At 67.8% G+C, this 20,678-nt stretch carries 21 protein-coding genes and 1 tRNA gene; 6 read left to right on the plus strand and 16 right to left on the minus strand.

Annotated elements, in window-relative coordinates; genetic code table 11:
* Nucleotides 1-36: 36 nt before the first annotated feature.
* The 5 genes from ACOQOP_RS06900 to tpiA form a co-directional block, all read right to left on the minus strand.
* The gene (locus ACOQOP_RS06900) at nt 37-1,437 is read right to left on the minus strand and encodes a tetratricopeptide repeat protein (RefSeq protein WP_420565586.1); all 1,401 of its coding nucleotides are present in this window, start codon (nt 1,435-1,437) and stop codon (nt 37-39) included.
* 18 nt (nt 1,438-1,455) lie between these two features.
* Nucleotides 1,456-2,301, minus strand: a complete 846-nt coding sequence (gene kdsA, locus ACOQOP_RS06905; protein WP_420565587.1) for a 3-deoxy-8-phosphooctulonate synthase — start codon at nt 2,299-2,301, stop codon at nt 1,456-1,458.
* A 20-nt stretch (nt 2,302-2,321) separates the two neighbouring features.
* Nucleotides 2,322-3,956 carry a CTP synthase gene (locus ACOQOP_RS06910; RefSeq protein WP_420565588.1) on the minus strand — a complete coding sequence of 545 codons (1,635 nt, stop codon included), beginning with the start codon at nt 3,954-3,956 and terminating at the stop codon, nt 2,322-2,324.
* A 112-nt stretch (nt 3,957-4,068) separates the two neighbouring features.
* Nucleotides 4,069-4,392: a preprotein translocase subunit SecG gene (gene secG, locus ACOQOP_RS06915; protein ID WP_420565589.1), complete on the minus strand. Its 324-nt coding sequence runs from the start codon at nt 4,390-4,392 to the stop codon at nt 4,069-4,071.
* Between the two features lie 87 nt (nt 4,393-4,479).
* Entirely contained in the window at nt 4,480-5,223 is a 744-nt protein-coding gene (gene tpiA, locus ACOQOP_RS06920; RefSeq protein WP_420565590.1) for a triose-phosphate isomerase, read from the minus strand.
* Between the two features lie 205 nt (nt 5,224-5,428).
* Here tpiA and ACOQOP_RS06925 point away from each other — a divergent pair, with 205 nt between their 5' ends.
* On the plus strand, nt 5,429-7,321 hold the full coding sequence (locus ACOQOP_RS06925; RefSeq protein ID WP_420565591.1) for a peptidyl-prolyl cis-trans isomerase: 1,893 nt from the start codon (nt 5,429-5,431) through the stop codon (nt 7,319-7,321).
* Nucleotides 7,318-8,823 (plus strand): anthranilate synthase component I, encoded by a 1,506-nt coding sequence (gene trpE / locus ACOQOP_RS06930; protein ID WP_420565592.1) that lies wholly within the window; start codon nt 7,318-7,320, stop codon nt 8,821-8,823. The genes ACOQOP_RS06925 and trpE overlap by 4 nt, the downstream gene beginning before the upstream one ends.
* A 155-nt stretch (nt 8,824-8,978) precedes the next feature.
* Here the strand turns inward: trpE and ACOQOP_RS06935 are convergent, their stop codons facing one another.
* Nucleotides 8,979-10,211 carry an MFS transporter gene (locus tag ACOQOP_RS06935; protein ID WP_420565593.1) on the minus strand — a complete coding sequence of 411 codons (1,233 nt, stop codon included), beginning with the start codon at nt 10,209-10,211 and terminating at the stop codon, nt 8,979-8,981.
* A gap of 103 nt (nt 10,212-10,314) precedes the next feature.
* Here ACOQOP_RS06935 and ACOQOP_RS06940 point away from each other — a divergent pair, with 103 nt between their 5' ends.
* Together ACOQOP_RS06940 and ACOQOP_RS06945 are read left to right on the plus strand one after the other, a co-directional pair.
* Entirely contained in the window at nt 10,315-10,605 is a 291-nt protein-coding gene (locus ACOQOP_RS06940; RefSeq protein WP_420565594.1) for a hypothetical protein, read from the plus strand.
* A 73-nt stretch (nt 10,606-10,678) separates the two neighbouring features.
* The gene (locus tag ACOQOP_RS06945) at nt 10,679-11,176 is read left to right on the plus strand and encodes a hypothetical protein (RefSeq protein WP_420565595.1); all 498 of its coding nucleotides are present in this window, start codon (nt 10,679-10,681) and stop codon (nt 11,174-11,176) included.
* A 71-nt stretch (nt 11,177-11,247) separates the two neighbouring features.
* Here the strand turns inward: ACOQOP_RS06945 and ACOQOP_RS06950 are convergent, their stop codons facing one another.
* Nucleotides 11,248-12,015, minus strand: a complete 768-nt coding sequence (locus ACOQOP_RS06950) for an aldolase (RefSeq protein WP_420565596.1) — start codon at nt 12,013-12,015, stop codon at nt 11,248-11,250.
* Between the two features lie 151 nt (nt 12,016-12,166).
* The gene (locus ACOQOP_RS06955) at nt 12,167-12,871 is read right to left on the minus strand and encodes a glutathione S-transferase family protein (RefSeq protein WP_420565597.1); all 705 of its coding nucleotides are present in this window, start codon (nt 12,869-12,871) and stop codon (nt 12,167-12,169) included.
* 109 nt (nt 12,872-12,980) lie between these two features.
* Between ACOQOP_RS06955 and ACOQOP_RS06960 the strand changes: the two genes are divergently transcribed.
* On the plus strand, nt 12,981-13,343 hold the full coding sequence (locus ACOQOP_RS06960) for a winged helix-turn-helix transcriptional regulator (RefSeq protein ID WP_420565598.1): 363 nt from the start codon (nt 12,981-12,983) through the stop codon (nt 13,341-13,343).
* 60 nt (nt 13,344-13,403) lie between these two features.
* On the opposite strand, the gene ACOQOP_RS06965 is transcribed toward ACOQOP_RS06960, so the two are convergent.
* The 7 genes from ACOQOP_RS06965 to ACOQOP_RS06995 all read right to left on the minus strand — a co-directional run bounded on the left by ACOQOP_RS06965 (nt 13,404) and on the right by ACOQOP_RS06995 (nt 17,772).
* Nucleotides 13,404-13,480 (minus strand) — tRNA-Pro (locus ACOQOP_RS06965).
* A gap of 86 nt (nt 13,481-13,566) precedes the next feature.
* Nucleotides 13,567-14,070, minus strand: coding sequence for a MerR family transcriptional regulator (locus ACOQOP_RS06970; protein WP_420565599.1), 504 nt, complete (start codon nt 14,068-14,070; stop codon nt 13,567-13,569).
* Nucleotides 14,071-14,090: 20 nt separating this feature from the next.
* A complete protein-coding gene (locus ACOQOP_RS06975; RefSeq protein WP_028794871.1) occupies nt 14,091-14,393 on the minus strand; it encodes an integration host factor subunit alpha in 303 nt (100 codons plus the stop codon).
* 66 nt (nt 14,394-14,459) lie between these two features.
* Nucleotides 14,460-15,494, minus strand: coding sequence for a beta-ketoacyl-ACP synthase III (locus ACOQOP_RS06980; protein WP_420565600.1), 1,035 nt, complete (start codon nt 15,492-15,494; stop codon nt 14,460-14,462).
* Nucleotides 15,491-16,555 carry a phosphate acyltransferase PlsX gene (gene plsX, locus ACOQOP_RS06985; RefSeq protein WP_420565601.1) on the minus strand — a complete coding sequence of 355 codons (1,065 nt, stop codon included), beginning with the start codon at nt 16,553-16,555 and terminating at the stop codon, nt 15,491-15,493. Before plsX ends, ACOQOP_RS06980 begins: the two co-directional genes overlap by 4 nt.
* A 186-nt stretch (nt 16,556-16,741) precedes the next feature.
* On the minus strand, nt 16,742-17,305 hold the full coding sequence (locus tag ACOQOP_RS06990; protein WP_420565602.1) for a YceD family protein: 564 nt from the start codon (nt 17,303-17,305) through the stop codon (nt 16,742-16,744).
* Nucleotides 17,305-17,772: a ubiquinol-cytochrome C chaperone family protein gene (locus tag ACOQOP_RS06995; RefSeq protein ID WP_420565603.1), complete on the minus strand. Its 468-nt coding sequence runs from the start codon at nt 17,770-17,772 to the stop codon at nt 17,305-17,307. Before ACOQOP_RS06995 ends, ACOQOP_RS06990 begins: the two co-directional genes overlap by 1 nt.
* A 158-nt stretch (nt 17,773-17,930) precedes the next feature.
* Here ACOQOP_RS06995 and ACOQOP_RS07000 point away from each other — a divergent pair, with 158 nt between their 5' ends.
* Nucleotides 17,931-18,386, plus strand: coding sequence for an outer membrane protein assembly factor BamE (locus tag ACOQOP_RS07000; RefSeq protein ID WP_420565604.1), 456 nt, complete (start codon nt 17,931-17,933; stop codon nt 18,384-18,386).
* 89 nt (nt 18,387-18,475) lie between these two features.
* Here the strand turns inward: ACOQOP_RS07000 and ACOQOP_RS07005 are convergent, their stop codons facing one another.
* On the minus strand, nt 18,476-20,569 hold the full coding sequence (locus ACOQOP_RS07005) for a sodium-translocating pyrophosphatase (RefSeq protein WP_420565605.1): 2,094 nt from the start codon (nt 20,567-20,569) through the stop codon (nt 18,476-18,478).
* Nucleotides 20,570-20,678: the final 109 nt, after the last annotated feature.

Genomic DNA, 20,678 nt, shown 5'->3' on the forward strand with positions numbered 1-20,678 from the left:
GATGAGGCTGTGGTCGGGCGTTTAGGTGACTACGCCCTAACCCGCGGCAGCCGACAGCAAGGCCGCAGCCCGCGCCTTTGCCAGGTCGGCGGCCTGGTCCCGGCCGGTCGCCTTCAGGGCGGTGGCATATTTCTGCCAGCTCCAGGCCGAGTTCGGCTTCACCGCCGTGCGTTCGGCCAGAAGGGCGCGGGCGAGTGTCGGATCGGCCTCTACAGCGGCGGTGATCAGCATCTCGTGGAACAGATCGCGCTGGGCATGGCTGCCGCCGATGCAGGTCAGGTCGTAGCGCACCGGGTAGAGCGCCTCCACGACCGTCGCCGCATCGCCACTGGCGAGGGCGGCGAGCGCCTCGGCCGTGGCGGTGCCGACCCGGGCGGCGACCCGGCCTTGGGTGGTGGCGGCGTTGGCATAGCTCTCCAGGTGGCTCGCCAGGGTGGCGGCGGCCTGAGGCTCCCCGCCCTTCAGCAGCGCCATCAGATAATGCAGCGACACGAAGATCAGCTCATGATCCTCGGCATGGCGCAGGGAGACCCGGGCCAGCTCCTTCCACCGGTCGCCGACATCAACGCCGTACATCTCCAGCCGCCACAGCAGCGACGCTCCGTTGCAGACGTCGAGATACATGTCGGCGTCCAGGTCGGAGGCGATCTGCCGGTCGTACAGCGCCAGCACTGCGTCGGTCTCGCCGCGCTCCAGATGGAACAGCGCCTGGTGCCAGTAGAGGTGGAAGCGGAAATTGTTGGTGACCGACCAGTCGCACTCCAGCCCAGCGACCCAGTCCACGCCCTCGCGGTGGCGGCCCTGCATCTCCATCACATGGGCGACCGCGTGAACGGCCCAGGCATCGGCCGGATTGCGCTCGACCGCCTCGCGGCCGACCGGTTCGGCGGCGGCGTAGTCGCCCGCCTCCTCCAGCCCGAAGGCATGCATGCCGAGCAGGAAGCCGTAATCCGGATCGTCTTTGCTCCAGTCCGGCAGCACCCAGGCGGTGCTGTCGCGCATCATCCGCCCCTCGCCGGCGTAGAAATGGTTGAAATGGGCGAGCCGCAGGGCGAGCGCGTCCTTGGGATACTCCAGCACCGCCCGCTCCCAGCAGGCGGTGGTCCGGTCGATGTCCTCCGCACACCAGGCCTCCAGGGCGGCCAGATGCAGCGCCTCGCGCTCGGTCATGCCATGGGTTTCAGCCTTCGCCTTGGCCTCGGTCAGGGCCTTCTTGGCCCGCTCGGCCATCGCCCCGCTGCCGAACAGCTTGAACAGATAGCCCTTGGCCACATGGGCAAGCGGCATGTCTGGATCGGCGGCGAAGACCTGCTTGAGCCGGTCGCCGATATCCCGGCCGAAGCCAAGATAGGAGGTGACCATGCCGTCGAAGGCTTCCACAGCCTCCGGGCGCGCGGTGGTGTAGGTCAGGCCGTAGCGGCCTTCCTGGACTGCCATAAAGCTCCTATTCCACCCTCAGTCGAGGGTGATCGGATTCGCTTTGGCAATGCTATCGAAGGCTTTGAAGGTCGCCAACAGGCCGCCGACCTGATCGAGCGGCACCATGTTCGGGCCGTCGGACGGCGCGCTGTCCGGATCCGGGTGGCATTCCATGAAGACGGCGGCCACACCGACCGCCAGGGCCGCGCGGGCGATGACCGGCACGAACTCCCGCTGGCCGCCCGAAGAGCCGCCCTTGCCCCCCGGCTGCTGCACCGAGTGGGTGGCGTCGATCACCACCGGATAGCCGTCGCGGGCCATTTCCGGCAGGCCGCGCATGTCGGAGACCAGGGTGTTGTAGCCGAAGCTGGTGCCCCGGTCGGTCAGCAGGATGTTCTGGTTGCCGGTGGCGGCCACCTTGTTCGCGATATTGGCCACGTCCCAGGGGGCCAGGAACTGCCCCTTCTTGACGTTGACCGCCTTGCCGGTCTCGCCGGCGGCGACCACCAGGTCGGTCTGCCGGCACAGGAAGGCCGGGATCTGCAGCACGTCCACCGCCTGGGCGGCGATGGCGCATTGCGGCGGTTCGTGAACGTCGGTCAGCACCGGGCAGCCGAATTTCTCGCGCACCTCGGCCAGGATCGCGAGGCCTTGGTCGATGCCGACGCCGCGGCCGGCGTTCAGGCTGGTCCGGTTCGCCTTGTCGTAGGACGACTTGAAGATCAGCGGCACGCCCGCCGCGTCACAGACCTTCACCAGCTCCTCGGCGATCTCCAGCGCGTGCTCCCGGCTCTCGATCTGGCACGGACCGGCGATCAGGGTGAACGGGCGGTCGTTGGCGACGGCGAGATCGCCGATGCGGACGGTGCGGGAGGCAACCATGGAATCAGCCCTTTGCTGGGTCAGACCAGACGCGACTGCTCCACCGCCGCGGCGATGAAGCTGGTGAACAGCGGATGTGGGTCGAACGGTTTCGACTTCAATTCGGGGTGGAACTGCACGCCCACGAACCACGGATGGTCCGGCCGCTCGATGATCTCCGGCAGCACCCCGTCCGGCGACATGCCGGCGAAATGCAGCCCGGCCTGTTCAAGCGCCGGCTTGTAGTTGATGTTCACCTCGTAGCGGTGCCGGTGGCGCTCGTGGATCAGGCTGTCGCCGTAGATCTCGTGCACCCGGCTCCCCTCCTCCAGCCGGCACTCATAGGCGCCGAGCCGCATGGTGCCGCCATAGTCGCTGCCGGCGTCACGGGTCTCGGTGACGTTGCCCCGGGTCCATTCGGTGAGCAGGCCGACGACCGGCTCATCGCAGGGACCGAATTCGGTGGAGCCGGCACCCGGAATGCCGCCGCCGGAGCGGGCGGCCTCGATGCAGGCCATCTGCATGCCGAAGCAGATGCCGAAATACGGGATCTTGCGCTCGCGGGCGAAGGTGACGGCCGCGATCTTGCCCTCGGAGCCCCGCTCGCCGAAGCCGCCCGGCACCAGGATGCCGTGGACATCCTCCAGCCGCATGACCGCTTCGCTCTCGGTCTCGAAGATCTCGCTGTCGATCCAGTCGAGCTCGACCTTCACGTTGTTGGCGATGCCGCCATGGGTCAGCGCCTCGGCCAGCGACTTGTAGCTGTCCAGCAGGCTCGTGTACTTGCCGACCACGGCGATCTTCACCTGGCCTTCCGGGTTGGCGACCCGGTCCATGATGCCGGTCCAGCGCTCCAGGTTCGGCTCGCTCTCGTCCTGCAGCAGGCCGAAATGGCGCAGCACCTCGGTGTCCAGCCCGTCCTCGTGGTAGCGCAGCGGCACCTCGTAGATCGACGAGGCGTCGAGCGCCGGGATGACGGCTTCCGGGCGGATGTTGCAGAACTGACCGATCTTGCGGCGCTGGTCGCTCGGGATCTCCCGGTCGCAACGGCACAGCAGGATGTCCGGCTGGATACCGACGCTCTGGAGTTCCTTGACCGAGTGCTGGGTCGGCTTGGTCTTCAGCTCGCCGGCCGACGGAATGAACGGCACCAGGGTGAGATGCAGGAACAGCGAGCGCTCGTGGCCGAGCTCGTTGCCGAGCTGGCGAATCGCCTCCAGGAACGGCAGGCCCTCGATATCGCCGACCGTGCCGCCGATCTCGCACAGGACGAAATCCTCGTCCGTGATGTCGCCCTTGGCGAATTCCTTGATGGCGTCGGTGACGTGCGGGATGACCTGGATCGTGGCGCCGAGATAGTCGCCGCGCCGCTCCCGGGTGATCACATCCATATAGATCTGGCCGGTGGTCACGTTGTCGCTCTTGCGGGCGGACACGCCGGTGAAGCGCTCGTAGTGGCCGAGGTCCAGATCGGTCTCCGCACCGTCGTCGGTGACGTAGACTTCGCCGTGCTGATACGGGCTCATGGTGCCCGGATCCACGTTCAGATAGGGGTCCAGCTTGCGCAGCCGGACTTTATAGCCGCGCGCCTGGAGCAGCGCGCCAAGGGCGGCAGAGGCGAGACCTTTTCCCAGGGAGGAGACCACGCCGCCGGTAATGAAGATAAACCGCGTCATGGGCGTTCCTTATACATCATCGGGTGCGATCCAAGCACGCGTTGTGGCCATCCGGCGCCACGAATGCGGTGCCGGTCGAGAACGGGCGGGAAATGCCCGCCGAATCAGGATGTTACTGCGAGAGAGGTGCTGCCGGAGCCGACGGCTCGACAGGTGCTTCGGTGGCCGGAGCCTGGTCGACGATGGACGTGGACTTGTTCTGGGAGGCGAGAATCGCCAGCGTAAGGCTGGTCGCCATGAAGCAGGCGGCGAGAATCGCCGTCGTCCGGGTCAGCAAGTTGGCCGTGCCGCGGGCCGACATGAACGAACCGAGGCCGCCACCGCCGCCACCGCCCCCACCGATGCCCAGGCCGCCGCCCTCGCTGCGCTGCAGCAGCACGGTGACGATCAGCGCCAGCGCGATCATGAGATGTACGGTGAGAATGATCAGTGCCATGTCGAACCCCGGTCTTCGGTCGGCGCGGGTTGTAGCGTTTCCAGCACCCGTTGGCCAGTCTGTCGTGCGTTTATCCCGGAAGACCGGTCACGGCGTCGCCTTGGCGATGCCGAGGAAGTCCTCCGCCTTCAGCGACGCGCCGCCGACCAGGGCGCCGTTCACATTGGCCACCGCCATCAGCTCCCTGGCGTTGCCCGGCTTCACCGAGCCGCCATAGAGCAGCCGGACATTGGCCGCGTCGCCGCAGATGTCGCCCAGCACCTTGCGGATATGGGCATGGACGGCGGCCACGTCATCGGCGGTCGGGGTGCGGCCGGTGCCGATCGCCCAGACCGGCTCGTAGGCGATGACCAGCGTATCGCCGGTCAGTCCCTCGGGCACGGACCCGCGGACCTGGCTCTCGACCACATCCAGCGCCTTGCCGGCATCGCGCTCGGCCTCGGTCTCGCCGACACAGACGATCGGGACCAACCCGGCCCGGCGGGCGGCCTCGGCCTTGGCACGGACCGTGGCGTCGTCCTCACCGTGATCGGCGCGGCGCTCGGAATGGCCGACGATGACATAGGTACAGCCGAGATCGGCCAGCATCTCCGGCGAGATGTCGCCGGTATGCGCACCCTTCTCAGCGGTGTGGCAGTCCTGGCCGCCGAGCGCGACGCCGCAGGAGCCGAGCACGACGCTCACCGGCGACAGATAGACCGAGGGCGGGCAGACAGCGAGTTCCACCGACACGGAGCCGACATTCTGGGCCAGGGACGCCGCCAGCACCTCGCTGGAGACGCGGTCCATGTTCATTTTCCAATTGCCGGCGATCAGCGCGCGTGGAGCCACGGCGAAACCCTCCTTGGTCGTCACAGGATGCCTTGAAACGTGGGGACGCTCTAGCACGGGGCAAGGGCGCCCGCCACCCACCTGCCCCCTCTCCCGGCCATTCCAGGGGCGTTCCCTGCCCGAAGCCTTGCGTTTCAAGGCGGTCGGGGCCTACAACCCTGATCCGAACGACCATCCGCGACCCGCTGCATCAGGCCGCCAGATCATGCTTCAGTTTATCCGCTCCAAGGTCTCTTCCATCTTCGTGAAGATCCTGTTCGTTCTTCTGATCGCCAGCTTCGCGATCTGGGGGATCGGCGACACGATCTTCGGCAGCCCGGCGGGCCGCGCCGCGGTCGAGGTGGATGGCGACGTGCGCGTCACCGCCGTCGAGGCGGCCGAGGAGTTCGACCGGTCGCGCCGGCGCCTGGGCATTCCGCTGAGCGTGGACCAGGCGATCCAGCTCGGTCTGCTGGACCAGACCCTGCAGAACCTGACCGTCCAGAGCCTCATGGTCGTGGCCACCAACCGGCTGGGCCTGTCGGCGAGCGACGAGCAGATCGTGCAGCTGATCCACCGTCAGTTCCGCGACAGCCTGGGCCAGTTCGACCGCACGGCCTATCAGACCTTCCTCGCCTCCAACGGCTGGACCGAGGCGGAGTTCGTGTCCCGCGCCCGCCGCGACCTGGCCCGCAACCAGCTCATCGGTGCGGTGGCCGCCGGCAGCGAGAAGACCGTGCCGGATCCGATCGTGAAGACCCTGCACGCCTATCGCGAGGAGCGCCGGATCGCCGCCGCCGTGCGCATCGACGCCGACAGCCTGGAGGCGCCGGAGGGCCCGGACGACGCGACCCTGACCGCCTATTACGAAGAGAACAAGCAGGACTACGAGACGCCGGAATACCGCGGCATCAGCTGGATCGCCGTCTCGCCGCAGTCGCTGGCCGAGACCATGGAGATCCCGGAGGACGAGCTGCGCACCCTGTTCGAGGAGCGTCGCGAAAGCTTCAGCACCCAGGGCACCCGCACGGTCGACCAGGCCCTGTTCACCGACGAGGCCGAGGCCCGCGCCGCCTATGACCGAATCCAGGCCGGCGAGGACTTCGCCGCCGTGGCCGAGGACATCACCGGCATGGGTGCCGCAGAGCTCGATTTCGGCGAGGTCACCCGCGGCGACCTGCCCGAGGGCACCGCCGACGCCGTCTTCGCCGTGACCGAGCCGGGCACCGTGACCGAGCCGGTGGAGAGCCCGTTCGGCTGGCACCTGTTCCGCATCCGCGGGGCCGAGGTCAGCGCGCCGGCAACCTTCGAGGAGGTGCGCGACCAGCTGCGCCAGGAGGTCGCCCTGGAGCGGGCCTATGACGAGGTGTTCGAGCGCTCCAACGCGCTGGAGGACGCGCTGGCCGGCGGCTCCACCCTGGAGGAGGCCGCCCAGTCCCTGAACATGCCGCTGAACCAGATCCCGTTCGTGGCCCGCGACGGCAGCCAGCCGGCCGGTGGCATCGTGACCACCGTGCCCGGCGAGCCGTTCCTGCGGACCGCCTTCGAGACCGAGACCGGCATGCAGAGCGTGCTGACCGAGACCCGCGACGGCACCTACTTCATCCTGCGCGTCGATGGTGTCGAGCCGCCGCGGATCCCCGAACTGGGTCAGATCCGTCCGGCGGTGATCGCCGACTGGACGACCGAGCAGCGTCTGGAGCAGGCCGAGGACATCGCCGACGCCATCGTGTCGGCCGTCTCCGGCGGTACCCCGCTGGCCGAGGCCGCGGCCGAATACGGCCTGGAGGTCGAGCGCCTGCCGGCCATCACCCGTCGGGGCCAGGCCCTGCCGACCGGCTGGCCGCCGGCGGTCGCGGGCGCCCTGTTCGAGCAGGAGGCGGGTGGGGCCAGCGCGGTCAGCAGCGACCAGGGTGCCGCCGTGATCTCGCTGGTCGAGGTCATCGAGGGCGGCGGCGACATGGCCGCTCCCCAGGAGCAGGTCCGCCGGGAGGTCGCCGGTGCGGTCTCCAACGACCTGATCGAACTGCTGCTCGCCGACCTGGAGAGCCGGCACGAGGTCACTGTCAATCCGGGCGCCGTGCGCCAGCTGTTCACCGTGAGCGAAGGCGCGCAATGACCACCAGCCCGGATTTCGACGCGTTCCGCGAGGCGTATGACGCGGGGCGGGCGCAGGTGGTCTGGACCACCCTGGTCGCCGATCTGGAGACGCCGGTCTCTGCCATGATGAAGCTGGCGGACGGGCGGGCCAACGCCTTCCTGCTGGAATCCGTCGAGGGCGGTGCGGTGCGCGGCCGCTACTCGATCATCGGCCTGAAGCCGGACCTGATCTGGCGCTTCTACAAGGACAAGGCGGAGATCAACCGCCAGGCCCGGATCGACACCGACGCCTTCGAGCCGCTGTCGGAGCCACCGCTGGCCTCCCTACGCTCGCTGATCGCCGAGAGCCGGATCGACCTGCCGGCCGAGGTGCCGCCGATGGCGGCCGGCCTGTTCGGCTACATGGGCTACGACGCCATCCGCCTGTTCGAGGACATTCCGGACAACAACCCGGACACCCTCGGCATCCAGGACGGCATCATGCTGCGGCCGACCATCGTCTGCGTCTTCGACAACATCGACGACATGGTCACCATCATCACCCCGGTCTATCCGGACGGCGAGATGAGCGCGCGGGCGGCCTATGCGGCGGCGGCGGAGCGGTTGGCCGACGTGGTCTCCGATTTCGAGCGCTCCCTGCCCTACCGCCGCGAGCGGCCGGGATCGGTGGACGCCCTGCCGGAGCCGGTCTCCAATACCGGGCGCGAAAAGTATCACGAGATGGTCCGCAAGACCGTCGAGTACATCAATGCCGGCGACGCCTTCCAGGTGGTGCCGTCGCACCGGATGTCGGTGCCGTTCACCCTGCCGCCCTTCGCGCTGTACCGCTCGCTGCGGCGGCTGAACCCGTCGCCCTTCTTGTTCTTCTTCGATTTCGGCGCCTACTCAATCGTCGGCTCCAGCCCGGAGATCCTGGTGCGCCTGCGCGACGGGGTGGTGACGATCCGCCCACTCGCCGGCACCCGCAAGCGCGGGGCGACGCCGGAGGAGGACAAGGCGCTCGCCGAGGAACTGCTGGCCGATCCGAAGGAACGGGCCGAGCACCTGATGCTGCTCGACCTGGGCCGCAACGATGTCGGCCGGGTCGCCAAGATCGGCACGGTCGAGGTGAAGGACCAGTTCACCATCGAGCGCTACAGCCACGTCATGCACATCGCCAGCCATGTGGACGGCGAGCTGGCCGAGGACAAGGACGTGCTGGAGGCCCTGTTCGCCGGCTTCCCGGCGGGCACGGTGTCCGGCGCGCCGAAGGTGCGGGCGATGGAGATCATCGACGAGCTGGAGGTCTCGCGCCGTGGCGTCTATGCCGGGGCGATCGGGTATCTCTCGGCCAACGCGATGGACACCTGCATCGCCCTGCGCACCGCCCTGGTGAAGGACGGCACCATGTACGTTCAGGCCGGTGGCGGCGTGGTCGCCGACAGCGACCCGGAAGCCGAATGGCAGGAAACCCAGAACAAGGCCCGCGCCCTCATCCGCGCGGCGCAGGAAGCGGTCCGGTTCGCGGCGCGGCGAAGCTGAGCCCTCACCCTCTACAAAGTCGTCATCCCGGACGTGCCCGGACTTGATCCGGGGACGGGCCGGGACCTAGGGGCCGTGTGGCCTGGGTCCCGGCGATCCCCGGGTCGGGCCCGGGGTTCGCCGGGATGACGAGTGTGGACTTTGGCAGCCGCCCCCTACTCCGCCGGCTGGGCCACCGGCGCGTTGCGCCGCCCCGCCGGCAGCAGCAGACCCGCGATCGCCCCGCCCGTGGCGACCAGCGCCAGCAGCACCAGCAGCGGCTCGAAATCGCCCGCCATGTCGTAGAGCTGGCCCACCAGGGGCACGCTGATCGCCGACACCCCGAGCGACACCAGGAACTTCACCCCGAAGGCCGTCCCGCGCCAGGCCGGCGGCGAGTAGCGGGCGAACAGGCTGTTCTCCGCCGGCACGAAGGCCGTGTTGGTCAGCACCATCATCGCCGCGACCGGCAGCAGCAGCGGCCCGGCCAGGGTGGCGGCCACCGCCAGGAACGGGATCTGCAGCGCCCAGCAGGTGATGTAGACCCGCTTCAGGTCGTAGCGGTCGGCCATCCATCCGCCGAGAACCTGGGCGAGCGCCGACACGCCGTAGATCAGCGACACCAGCAAGCCCACCCCCGCCGTCGTGCTCACCATGCCCACCAGCCGCTGGTCGAACAGCTTGGGCATGGCGAAGGAGGTCGACTGGTAGATCAGGCCGGACAGGGCGATGGTCACCATCAGCACCATCGCCCCGCGCAGCATGTCGCCGCGGCTTGCCTCGTGCGCGGCGGCGTGGTGGATCGCCCGGTTGTCCTCCACCAGGCCCAGCAGGATCGAGATGACCAGGGCGACGCCCACGAGCACGCAGATCGCCCCCGGCACGAAGAACGCCCACTGCCAGCCATAGGCGGCGGCCAGCGTCCCGGCGACCACCGCGCCGCCGGCCGTCCCGAACGAGCCGAACACGCCGTTGATGCCGAGTGCGCGGCCCCGCGTCGCCGGATCCCGAGTCACCCAGGCGATGCCGACCGGGTGATAAATGGATGCGAACAGCCCGATGCCGCCGAGCCCGACCGCCATGGCCAGCGGCCCGTCGGCAAAGCCGGTGGCGACGCACATGCCGCCGGTGCCCAGGAAGAACAGCGCCATCATGCCCGGGGCGCTCCACCGGTCGGCGAGCCAGCCGGCGGGGACCGCGGCGGCGCCGAACAGGATCTGTCCCGCCAGCATCAGGGCGATCAGCTCGCCGAACCGCATGTCCCAGGCGCCCTCCAGCGACAGGACCACGGTCGGATACAGCAGCATCAGCAGGTGCGAGAAGGTGTGGCCGATACAGGAGAAGCCCAGCGCCAGACGCGACGAGACGGGCATGGCGGAGACCGGGGACGGAGACACAGGGGGCGTCATGGGAGCGTTTCCTCTTTTGTTCGTTATCCCATGCAACGCGAAGGGGCGACAACCCGTCGCCGCATGCTTGCGGCGGGCCAAGCGGCTTTCTACAGTCGGGGCCATGGCGGGGACGGGGAAATCAGCCGACAGGAAAACGGGCAAGGCTGCGGCCAAGGCGAGCGCCACGGAGCAGCCGACGGCGGCCCAGCGCGCCTGGCTGACCCGCGGGCTCGACCAGCCGGGCGGCAAGCTTCCCCTGTTCGACCTGAACGGCCAGCGCGTCAGCACCCGCATGGTCCGCACCTGTCTGGACAAGGGCTGGGCCGAACCGTGGTTCGAGAACCCGCTCAAACCCGACTGGCTGGTCTGCAAATTGACGGTGGCCGGTCGCAGGGTCGTCGGCGGCGACTGACCCTACCTCCCTGAGCCGCTGGACAGGGTCGCGGGGGGCGGCCATGATCCAGCAGCATTTTTGGGGGAAATGCATGACCCTGGACGATTATCTGACCGTGGTGGCCACCAGCAAGCCGGAGGACTGGCGCGCCACGGTGCTGCCGACCTTCATGTTCCGGGTGGTTCCGATCCGGGCGGCCGGGGGCGGCACCGTCGATTTCGAGTTGCAGGAACACACGACCACCCTCACCTTCCTGCGCGACGTGCGTTTCGGCATGGCCTGGGGCCTCGTCGGCGACAAGAACTACAAGGAGGAATGGGTCGAGAAGCTGCCCAACAAGCGGGCCCAGGGTGTGCTGATCGATTTCCTGTTCAACGGCGCCATGGTCTACCGCGACATGCTGGTGGCCGTGGACGGCTGGCGCTGCATCCTGCCCCAGCCGATCAACGAGACCGGCCCGGTCTTCAAGGTACCGAAACGCCGCCTCGACATCGCCAGACTGGTCCACCGGCTCGTCGGGCCGGAGACCAGTTTCGACTCCTACTTCAAGCGGGTCGGCATGCAGGCTCACGACCAGCCCTGGCCGTGACCCTGCGAAAAATCAGATAGTTATCAGAAGTCCTTCATCTGATTTCTCAGATGAGAGCGCCGATGGACCGGTCAGTCCTTGTAGTCGGGCTCGTCGCGGTCAAGCAGCCGCATCAGGGCCGCGAAGTGGCGGTGCGCCTGGGCCCGCTCGGAGCTGGAGGACATCTGGTCGGCGGTCATGCGGGCGACGTCCTGCGGCACACGGCGCAGCGGCGCGTTGGTCGACATGGCGATGACCTGGGCCTGGGCAGCGCGTTCCAGATAGTACAGATCGTCGAACGCCTCGGCGATGTTGCGGCCGGTGACGACCACGCCGTGATTGGCCAGGAAGGCGACCCGCTTGCCGCCCTGCAGGGAGGCGGCGATGCGCTCGCCCTCGGAATCGTCCAGGGCCAGGCCGTTGTAGAGATCGTCATAGGCGATCTGGTCGTAGAACTTCAGCGAGGTCTGCAGCACCGGCTCCAGGCGCCCCGCCTCCAGCATGGTGATCGCCGTGGCATAGGGCATGTGGGTGTGCAGCACGACCTTGGCGTCCGGCACCAGCCGATGGATGTGATAGTGGATGAAGAACGCGGTCGGCTCCGGCGGCTCCTTGCCGTCCACCGCATTGCCGTCGGCATCGACCTCCACCAGGTCGCTCGCCCGCACCTCGGACCAGTGATAGCCGTGCGGGTTCAGCAGGAAGCGGTCGTCCTCGCCCGGGATCACCGCGGAGAAGTGGTTGCAGATCCCCTCATGCATGCCCATGCGCACAGCCCAGCGCAGGGCGGCCGCCAGCTCGATACGGGTCTTGGCGCGGGCGTCGAGGCCCTCGGACTCGGGAACGGCGGCAAGCGACATGGGGTTCTCCATCGGCGTAAGGCACGGATACGGGTTGTGGCAAGACTATCGGGGCAGGATGGGCGCGTCGAGACACAGGTTTGAGGGATTCCGCCCACGGTGTCGCACGCCGGGTGGAGCGCGGGCGGTCAGGCCCACGCTCCCGCCGCGTCTAAGTCCCGAAGCGCTGGATCACCTCGGCAAGCGGGAGGTGGCCCCGACAGGAGCCGGTACCAACCGCCGGCTCGCCCTTCTCCAGGGCCGTCGCGTAGATCACGGCGGGGTCCCGCTCCAGCCGGCCGCGCAGGGCCGCAAGCTTCCGCCAGCGGTCCGGCCGGGTCACCTCGTGAAAGTCGAGCCAGCGGGCCACGCCGACGAGAACGGCATCCGCGAGGGTCGGGTGGTCGGCGACCAGGAACTCCGTCTCGCCGATCATTTCCTCCAGCCGGTCATGGCGTTCGATCACCGCCTCGCTGCCGATGCGCCTCAGCAGCGCCTTCTCGGCAGGATCGTCCGTCTCCATCTCCAGGGCGGCCCAGAGCGGCGAGAAGGCGCCAGTGAAGCCGGTGTTGAGGAAGGCCATGATCTGGTGTAGCCGATCGGCTTCGGGCGTCATCGGATCGAAACTGATCCGGTTGTGGCTGTCGCGTGCCGCGAGCCACAGGGCGATGGCCATGGTCTCCGTGAGCACCCGGCCCTCATCGGTGACGAAGGCGGGCGTCTCGACCCGGGCGTTGATTCGTCTGTAGGACGGCTCCCGCATCTCGCCGAACATGTCGACGCGGCACAGCCTGTAGGGTTTGCCCAGCCACTCCAACGCCGCGACGAGCCCCATCGAGCTTCCCGACGGGAAGCCGTATAGAAGGATCGGTTCCATTGTCTCGGTCTCCGTGATGTCGATTGATCACGCTGCGCAGCGGTGCTGGAACCTACGCACCCGGCGTCCCAAGTAAATTACGCACCTTTTCGTAACCATGGGGTCCCCGATGAAGAACCTGGTTTCCCGCTGCCCCATCGAAGAGGTCATGCAGATCCTGAGCGGCCGTTGGCCCACCCTGCTGATCTACTACCTGCAGGAGGGCACCAAACGCTTCAGCGACCTGCGCCGCGACAATCCGACGATTTCGCACAAGATGCTGACGCTGGAGCTGCGCAAGCTCGAGGATGCCGGGATCGTCCGCCGAACCGAGTTCGACGGCTATCCGAGGCGGGTCGAATACCGGCTCACCGAGGCTGGCGAGCGGCTCGTGCCTCTCATCGACGCCCTGGGCGACTGGTGGGAGGCGACCGACGGCGTCGACCAGCAGGAGAGTGAGAGCGAGGTCCCGGAGCAGTCCTCGGCCGCCTGACGGTGTCGAACCGGACCCTGGCCGGCCGGACGGACGTTACGAGGCTCTTCGGGATCAAGATGGTCGGAGCGGCGGGATTCGAACCCACGACCCCCACACCCCCAGTGTGGTGCGCTACCAGGCTGCGCTACGCTCCGACGCGGCGGACTATAGGCGATCCGCCAGGGGGCCACAACACGAAGCGGCCCCGAAATTCAGCACTTTTTGATCGGGTGTTGACGGCTCACGCCCGGGCTGCGGCCAGCAGCTTCTTCAGGGCGGTGAGTTCGTCCAGAACCGCCTTGATCGCCGTCTTGTCGACGGGCGTCGGCAGGTCGCCCTCCTCGCCCATGGCGGCCACCGGCGGGTGTTCGCCGCCATTGCCGTTCCCGTTGCTCGGCGTCGGCACGACCTCGGCATCGCCGGACTGCACGGCCCGGGCGGTCTCGCCCGCGGTCGGCATCCGCACCGCGCCCTCGCGCAGCAGCTTCTGCACGCCCTTGATCGTGTAGCCTTCGCGGTACAGCAGCTCGCGGATGCGGCGCAGCAGCGCGATGTCCTCGGGGCGGTAATAGCGCCGCCCGCCGCCGCGCTTCAGCGGCCGGACCTGATTGAACTTGGTTTCCCAGAAACGCAGCACGTGCGGCGGCACGTCCAGATCGTCGGCGACCTCGCTGATCGTACGGAAGGCCGCCGCCGACTTGCCATTGCGGCGCGGCGTGGAGGAGGTTGCTTGCGTGTCGGCCATTGCGCCCTACCCCCCGGGGGTCAGTCTTCCGACTCTCGGTTGATCCGGTTCTTCAGGACGTGGGACGGACGGAACACCAGGACCCGGCGCGGGAGGATCGGAACCTCCTCGCCCGTCTTGGGATTGCGCCCGATCCGCTCGCCCTTCTGGCGGACCGAGAAGCTGCCGAACGAGGAGATCTTGACCATCTCACCGCGAACCAGCGCTTCAATCATTTCATCAAGAACCGACTCGACGAGGTCCGCCGATTCGTTTCGGGACAGGCCGACTTCCTGGTAGACGGCCTCGCTCAAATGAGCGCGGGTGATCGTTTCGCCGGTCATGCGCACCCCCGTTGTGGAACAGAAAGGTACCCCGAACGAATCGAAGCGTCAATTAATTCGGTGATTTCAGGCGATTGGCGCGACTTCCTCGCGTGCCGTCTCGGTCCCTGACCGATCCATACGCGCCGGAATCCCAAAGCGGACAAGGCCGGCACCCCAGGCGAGCCCGCCGCCGATGGCCTCCAGCAGCAGCAGATCGCCCGACCGCACACGGCCGTCGCGCACCGCCTCATCCAGAGCGAGCGGCACCGACGCGGCCGAGGTATTGGCATGGCGCTCGATGGACACCACCACCTTCTCCGCCGGCAGCTTCATGCGGTTTGCCATGGCGTCGATGATCCGCCGGTTGGCCTGGTGCGGGATCAGCCAGTCGACATCGGCGGCCGACAGGCCGTTGGCCTCCAGCGATTCGTCGATCACGCCGGACAGCTTGGAGACCGCGTGGCGGAACACCTCCTTGCCGTTCATGCGCACATGGCCGACGGTCTTGGTCGCCGACGGGCCGCCATCGACGTAGAGAATGTCGCGCTCCCGGCCGTCGGAATGCAGATGGGTCGACAGCACGCCCCAGCCGTCGCCGGCCGCCTCGGTCGCGCGCAGCAGCACCGCTCCTGCCCCGTCGCCGAACAGCACGCAGGTGGTGCGGTCCTCCCAGTCCAGCAGGCGCGAGAAGGTCTCGGCGCCGATCACCAGGGCGGTGCGGGCCTGCCCCGCCTTCAGGAAGTTGTCGGCCACCGCCAGGGCATAGACGAAGCCCGCGCAGACCGCCTGCACGTCGAACGCCGCGCCGCTGAAGGCCCCGAGCGCCTTCTGCACCTTGGTCGCCGTCGCCGGGAAGGTATCGTCCGGGGTCGTGGTGGCGACGATGATCAGGTCGATGTCCTCGCCTTCCAGCCCCGCCATGTCGAGGGCGTTGCGCGCCGCCTTGATCGCGAGGTCGCTGGTCAGTTCGCCCTCGCCAGCAAGGTGGCGTTGCCGGATCCCGGTGCGCTGGCGGATCCAGTCGTCCGAGGTGTCGACCCAGGTCGACAGCTCCTCATTGCTGACCACGCGCTCGGGAAGGTAGGACCCGGTCGCGATCATCAGGGACCGTTTCATCATGCCGTTGCCACCGCTGTTGGTTGCTGCTGGTCCGGCCGATCCAGGCGGCCATTGGTCAATTCTTCGCGGACCTTCTCAAGGAAGCCATACCGCTTCATGTCCGCCGCGACGCCGATGGCGTTGGCGAAACCCAGCGCGTCGGTGCCGCCATGGCTCTTCACGGCGATGCCGTTGAGCCCGAGGAACATCGCGCCGTTGTAGCGGCGCGGGTCCATGCGCTGGCGAAGCTGGCCGACGGCGCCGCGCGCCAGCAGGTAGCCGAGCTTCGACAGCAGCGAATTCCGGAAGGCGTCGCGCAGGAACTGGCCGATCAGGCGCGAGGTACCCTCCGCCGTCTTCAACGCGATATTGCCCGAGAATCCGTCGGTGACAACCACGTCGACCGTCCCGGCCGGAATATCGTCGCCCTCCACGAACCCATGGAACTCGAAGGGCATGTCGGTCATGCCGCGCAGGATGGTCGCCGCCTCCCGCACCGAGTCGTTGCCCTTCTGCTCCTCGATGCCGACGTTCAGGATGCCGACCACCGGCCGCTCCAGCCCGAGCACCGTGCGCACGAAGATCTGCCCCATGATCGCGAACTGCACCAGGTTGGTCGCGTCGCAAGTGATGTTGGCGCCCAGGTCGAGCATGGCGCTCTCGCCGCGGCGGGTCGGGAAGAAGCCGGCGATCGCCGGCCGGTCGATCCCCGGCATCGGCCGCAGCACCAGCTTGGCGATGGCCATCAGCGCGCCGGTATTGCCCGCCGAGACCACGCCGTCGGCCTTGCCCTGCCCCACCAGGTCGATGGCCATGCGCATGCTCGAGCCCTTGCCCTGGCGCAGCGCCACCGACGGCTTGTCCTCATCGGCGATGGCCTTGTCGGTATGGATGATCTGAGGCGACTGCGCCTTCAGACGCTTGGTCTTCTCGACCAGCGGACGGATCCGCGCCTCGTCGCCCACCAGGATGATCTTCAGGTCGGGACTGCGCTCCAGCGCAATATCGGCGCCCTGGACGACCATGTCCGGTGCCTTGTCCCCACCCATAGCGTCCAATGCGATCGTCAGACCGTCCGACACTCGTCGACCCTCATCGTCGCCTCTCCAACGGTCCCCAGTCCCCCCAGACCGGTTGAATCGATCGTGCGGACTCTAGCGTTCCCGCCAGCGCGCGTCGACCGCTGCCGGAAAATCGCTTCCGGCCCGACCGGCTCCTGCGGGCCGGGCGCGTCTTTTACGCCACATCCGGCCCAGCGGACAACCACGTTACCGTTTCTTGACATCCCTGTCCTTCAGCGAGGCCAGCGCGGCGAAGGGCGAGGCCCGACCGCCGTCCCCGCCGCCCTCCTCGTCCTCGGGATCGTCCTCCTGCCGGTCGACCGGCGGGACACCGGGGGCCCGGGGATAGGGATCGATCGACAGGGACAGAACCTGGGCGAAGACCTCGCCCACGTCGAGCACCTCGTCCTCCAGCGGCTCGGGATCCTCCGCCACCGGGTCGAGCTCGACCTCGAATCCGTCGATCTCGCGGCTGTCGTCGAACAGCTCGTCGATCTCGCCCGCCACCTCGGCGGCGACCGGTTCCAGCGTGACGACGCATTCCTGCACGACGCTGGCCGTCAGCGTGCCCTTGAGCTCGATCCAGCCGGTATCCTTGCGCCGGCGAAGAACCGCCTGGGCGCTGAAGGCGGACAGCTCGATCAGCCCGAAGCGCTCGGCCAGGGCCGCCCGGGCCTCGGGGCCGGCCTCGAACGTGATGGTCCGGGACTGCTGGCCGATCCGGGTGACCGGAATCGGCTCCATCAGCGGTGCGTGGTCCGCGTCGGCCATCACGACGCCTCCGGCAGCGACAGGGCCGGCTGCGGGAACGACACCGCGCCGCGCATCAGTTCCTCGATCGGCAGGGCGTCGATCCTTTCCCGCGCCAGGGCGACGTAGGCGGCCAGGGCCGGCGCCTGGGCGGCGTCCTCGGCTCCCTGATAGACGTTGCGGGTGATCGCGGCGGTCAGATCCTCCTCGCCCGCCAATGCCTCCTCATAGGCCGCGCAGCGGCCGTAATAGGCCCGCACCATGTCCTTCACCTTCTTGCCGACGCTCATGTCGCCCACCCCCATGGCCCGCAGGGTGCGGTCCATGTCGTGAAAAAAGGTGTCGAACAGCGCCTGGGCCATCTTGCGGGCGGCCGGATCCTCGGCGGCCGACAGCCGCCGGACCACCAGGTGGAGATGCAGCACCAGCAGGTCGAAACGGCCCTCCAGATGGTCGGCGACCCCGAATTCGGCATAGAAAGCGGGCACGCGCGCCTGGTCGACAACGGCGTCATACAGCCGGTCGACCGCCAGGCGGGTCTCGTCCCTCTTGAAAAACCGTGCGAAAATCTTTGTTCTCCGTTACTCCGACAGCGACCATACCGTCGCCCCGTTCGATGCGGGATACTCAGATACCAGGATCCGCGATGCGCCCGCCCGTCACGCCCTCACGTCTCCGCTCCGCCCTGGCCGGCGTGGCCCTGGCCGTTTCCGTCGCCGCCTGCAGTCCGCAGATCGCGACACATGGCAACATGGTGGATGTGGACGCTCTCGCCAAGATCGAACCCGGCCGCACGCCGCAGTCGGAGGTTCTGGCGCTGCTCGGCTCGCCCTCCAGTCAGGCCAATTTCGGCGAGCCGACATGGTACTACATCGGCCAGCGCACCGAGCGCCAGGCGTTCTATCGCCCGGAGACGATCGAGCGCCGGGTGGTCTATGTCGATTTCGAGCCGACGGGTGCGGTGAAGTCGATCGGCACCCTCGACCTCGAGGACGGCAAGAAGATCGCCATCGTCGATCGCGAGACGCCGACCGCCGGCCAGCGCATCACCCTGCTGAAGCAGCTGATCGGCAACGTCGGCCGCTTCACCCCAACCGATTAGGCGCCGACCCACTCACCCTCGGCCGCCCGAAGCACAAAGGCCCCGGAGCGTCTCCGGGGCCTTTGCCGTTCAGGATGTGGTTGGGTCGATCAGCCGGCCAGTGCGGCCAGCAGCAGGATCGCCACGATGTTGATGATCTTGATCATCGGGTTCACGGCCGGGCCGGCGGTGTCCTTGTAGGGATCGCCGACCGTGTCGCCGGTCACCGCGGCCTTGTGCGCCTCGGAGCCCTTGCCGCCGTGATGGCCGTCCTCGATGTACTTCTTGGCATTGTCCCAGGCGCCGCCGCCGGCGGTCATGGAAATCGCCACGAAGATGCCGGTCACGATCGTGCCCAGCAGCATCGCGCCGAGTGCGGTGAAGGCCGCCGACTGGTCGGCGATCCACAGCACCACGAAGTACACGACCGGGGGTGCGAGCACCGGCAGCATCGAGGGGACGATCATCTCCTTGATCGCCGCCTTGGTCAGCATGTCGACGCAGGTGCCGTATTCCGGCTTGTCCGTGCCCTTCATGATGCCCGGCTTCTCGCGGAACTGACGGCGGACCTCTTCGACGACCGCGCCGCCGGCGCGGCCGACCGACTGCATGCCGAGCGCGCCGAACAGGTAGGGCAACATGCCGCCGATGAACAGGCCGACCACCACGAACGGATCCTGCAGGCGGAACTGCACGTCGAGATCCGGGAAGTAGTAGCGCAGGTCCTCGGTATAGGCCGCGAACAGCACCAGGGCCGCGAGGCCGGCGGAGCCGATGGCATAGCCCTTGGTCACCGCCTTGGTGGTGTTGCCCACCGCGTCCAGGGCGTCGGTGACGTTGCGCACGTCCTCCGGCAGCTCCGACATCTCGGCGATGCCGCCGGCGTTGTCGGTCACCGGGCCGTAGGCGTCGAGCGCCACGACCATGCCGGCCAGAGCCAGCATCGTGGTCGCCGCCACGCCGATGCCGAACACGCCGGCACAGAGGTAGGAGACGATGATGCCGCCGGCGATGATGATCGCCGGAAGCGCACAGGCCTCCATGGACACCGCGAGGCCCTGGATGACGTTGGTGCCGTGGCCGGTCTCCGAGGACTTGGCGATGGACTTCACCGGCCGGAACTCGGTCGAGGTGTAGTACTCGGTCACCCAGATCAGCAGCCCGGTCACCACCAGACCCGTCAGGGCGCAGTAGAACAGGAAGCGGCCGTTCACCGTGGTGTCGCCCATGGCGATCGTCTCGGTGGTGCCGAACATGTAGAAGGTCAGGCCGGCGATCAGGATCGCGGACAGCACGGCCGACACGATGAAACCCTTGTAAAGGGCGGCCATGATCTTCTGGCTGGAGCCGAGCTTCACGAAGAAGGTGCCGACCACCGAGGCCAGGATGCACACGCCGCCGATCAGCAGCGGGTAGGCCATCATCGCCGCGACATCGGCGCCGGTGAAGAAGATCGCCGCCAGCAGCATGGTGGCGACCACGGTCACCGCGTAGGTCTCGAACAGGTCGGCGGCCATGCCGGCGCAGTCGCCGACATTGTCGCCCACGTTGTCGGCGATCACGGCCGGGTTGCGGGGGTCGTCCTCGGGAATGCCGGCTTCGACCTTGCCCACCAGGTCGGCGCCGACATCGGCACCCTTGGTGAAGATTCCGCCGCCCAGACGGGCGAAGATGGAGATCAGCGAGGCACCGAAGCTGAGCGCCACCAGGGCCTCCAGGATATGACGCAGTCCGACCGGGTCGGACGGGTCATAGATCGACTGCAGGACCAGATAGTAACCCGCCACGCCCAGCAGACCGAGGCCGACGACCAGCATGCCGGTGACGGCACCCGACTTGAAGGCCACGTCCAGCGCCGCGACCATGGACTTGGTCGCCGCCTGGGTGGTGCGGACGTTGGCGCGCACGGAAACGTTCATGCCGACATAGCCGGCCACGCCGGACAGCACCGCACCGATGACGAAGCCGAGCGCCACGGTAAGACCCAGGGTCACGAGCAGAATGACCGTCACCACCGCGCCGACGATGGCGATCGTGGTATACTGACGGTTCAGGTAGGCGCTCGCCCCTTCCTGAATCGCGCTGGCGATTTCCTGCATGCGCTCGGACCCGGCGCTTGCAGACAGGATCGACCTGCTCGCCCACCAGCCGTAGATCAAGGCGGCGACGCCGCACAGGACTACGAACAGAAGCTTTTCATCCATCTTTGGAAGCCCTTCCATCCCTCTAAGGAGATCCCGGTGCCGATCTTTTGCGACGGCTTGACGAGATCTCTAATGACAACAGCCGGAGGGTAGTATTCGCGTGCCTTTG

It is taken from the genome of Thalassobaculum sp., assembly GCF_965223715.1.
Classification (GTDB): domain Bacteria; phylum Pseudomonadota; class Alphaproteobacteria; order Thalassobaculales; family Thalassobaculaceae; genus Thalassobaculum.

What these genes read in the sequence shown, in the direction of transcription:
- ACOQOP_RS06900 (WP_420565586.1), bottom strand. Translation starts at nt 1,437, where the DNA reads ATGGCAGTCCAGGAAGGCCGCTACGGCCTGACCTACACCACCGCGCGC.
- kdsA (WP_420565587.1), bottom strand. Translation starts at nt 2,301, where the DNA reads ATGGTTGCCTCCCGCACCGTCCGCATCGGCGATCTCGCCGTCGCCAAC.
- ACOQOP_RS06910 (WP_420565588.1), bottom strand. Translation starts at nt 3,956, where the DNA reads ATGACGCGGTTTATCTTCATTACCGGCGGCGTGGTCTCCTCCCTGGGA.
- secG (WP_420565589.1), bottom strand. Translation starts at nt 4,392, where the DNA reads ATGGCACTGATCATTCTCACCGTACATCTCATGATCGCGCTGGCGCTG.
- ACOQOP_RS06925 (WP_420565591.1), top strand. Translation starts at nt 5,429, where the DNA reads ATGCTTCAGTTTATCCGCTCCAAGGTCTCTTCCATCTTCGTGAAGATC.
- trpE (WP_420565592.1), top strand. Translation starts at nt 7,318, where the DNA reads ATGACCACCAGCCCGGATTTCGACGCGTTCCGCGAGGCGTATGACGCG.
- ACOQOP_RS06935 (WP_420565593.1), bottom strand. Translation starts at nt 10,211, where the DNA reads ATGACGCCCCCTGTGTCTCCGTCCCCGGTCTCCGCCATGCCCGTCTCG.
- ACOQOP_RS06940 (WP_420565594.1), top strand. Translation starts at nt 10,315, where the DNA reads ATGGCGGGGACGGGGAAATCAGCCGACAGGAAAACGGGCAAGGCTGCG.
- ACOQOP_RS06945 (WP_420565595.1), top strand. Translation starts at nt 10,679, where the DNA reads ATGACCCTGGACGATTATCTGACCGTGGTGGCCACCAGCAAGCCGGAG.
- ACOQOP_RS06950 (WP_420565596.1), bottom strand. Translation starts at nt 12,015, where the DNA reads ATGTCGCTTGCCGCCGTTCCCGAGTCCGAGGGCCTCGACGCCCGCGCC.
- ACOQOP_RS06955 (WP_420565597.1), bottom strand. Translation starts at nt 12,871, where the DNA reads ATGGAACCGATCCTTCTATACGGCTTCCCGTCGGGAAGCTCGATGGGG.
- ACOQOP_RS06960 (WP_420565598.1), top strand. Translation starts at nt 12,981, where the DNA reads ATGAAGAACCTGGTTTCCCGCTGCCCCATCGAAGAGGTCATGCAGATC.
- ACOQOP_RS06970 (WP_420565599.1), bottom strand. Translation starts at nt 14,070, where the DNA reads ATGGCCGACACGCAAGCAACCTCCTCCACGCCGCGCCGCAATGGCAAG.
- ACOQOP_RS06975 (WP_028794871.1), bottom strand. Translation starts at nt 14,393, where the DNA reads ATGACCGGCGAAACGATCACCCGCGCTCATTTGAGCGAGGCCGTCTAC.
- ACOQOP_RS06980 (WP_420565600.1), bottom strand. Translation starts at nt 15,494, where the DNA reads ATGATGAAACGGTCCCTGATGATCGCGACCGGGTCCTACCTTCCCGAG.
- ACOQOP_RS06990 (WP_420565602.1), bottom strand. Translation starts at nt 17,305, where the DNA reads ATGGCCGACGCGGACCACGCACCGCTGATGGAGCCGATTCCGGTCACC.
- ACOQOP_RS07000 (WP_420565604.1), top strand. Translation starts at nt 17,931, where the DNA reads ATGCGCCCGCCCGTCACGCCCTCACGTCTCCGCTCCGCCCTGGCCGGC.
- ACOQOP_RS07005 (WP_420565605.1), bottom strand. Translation starts at nt 20,569, where the DNA reads ATGGATGAAAAGCTTCTGTTCGTAGTCCTGTGCGGCGTCGCCGCCTTG.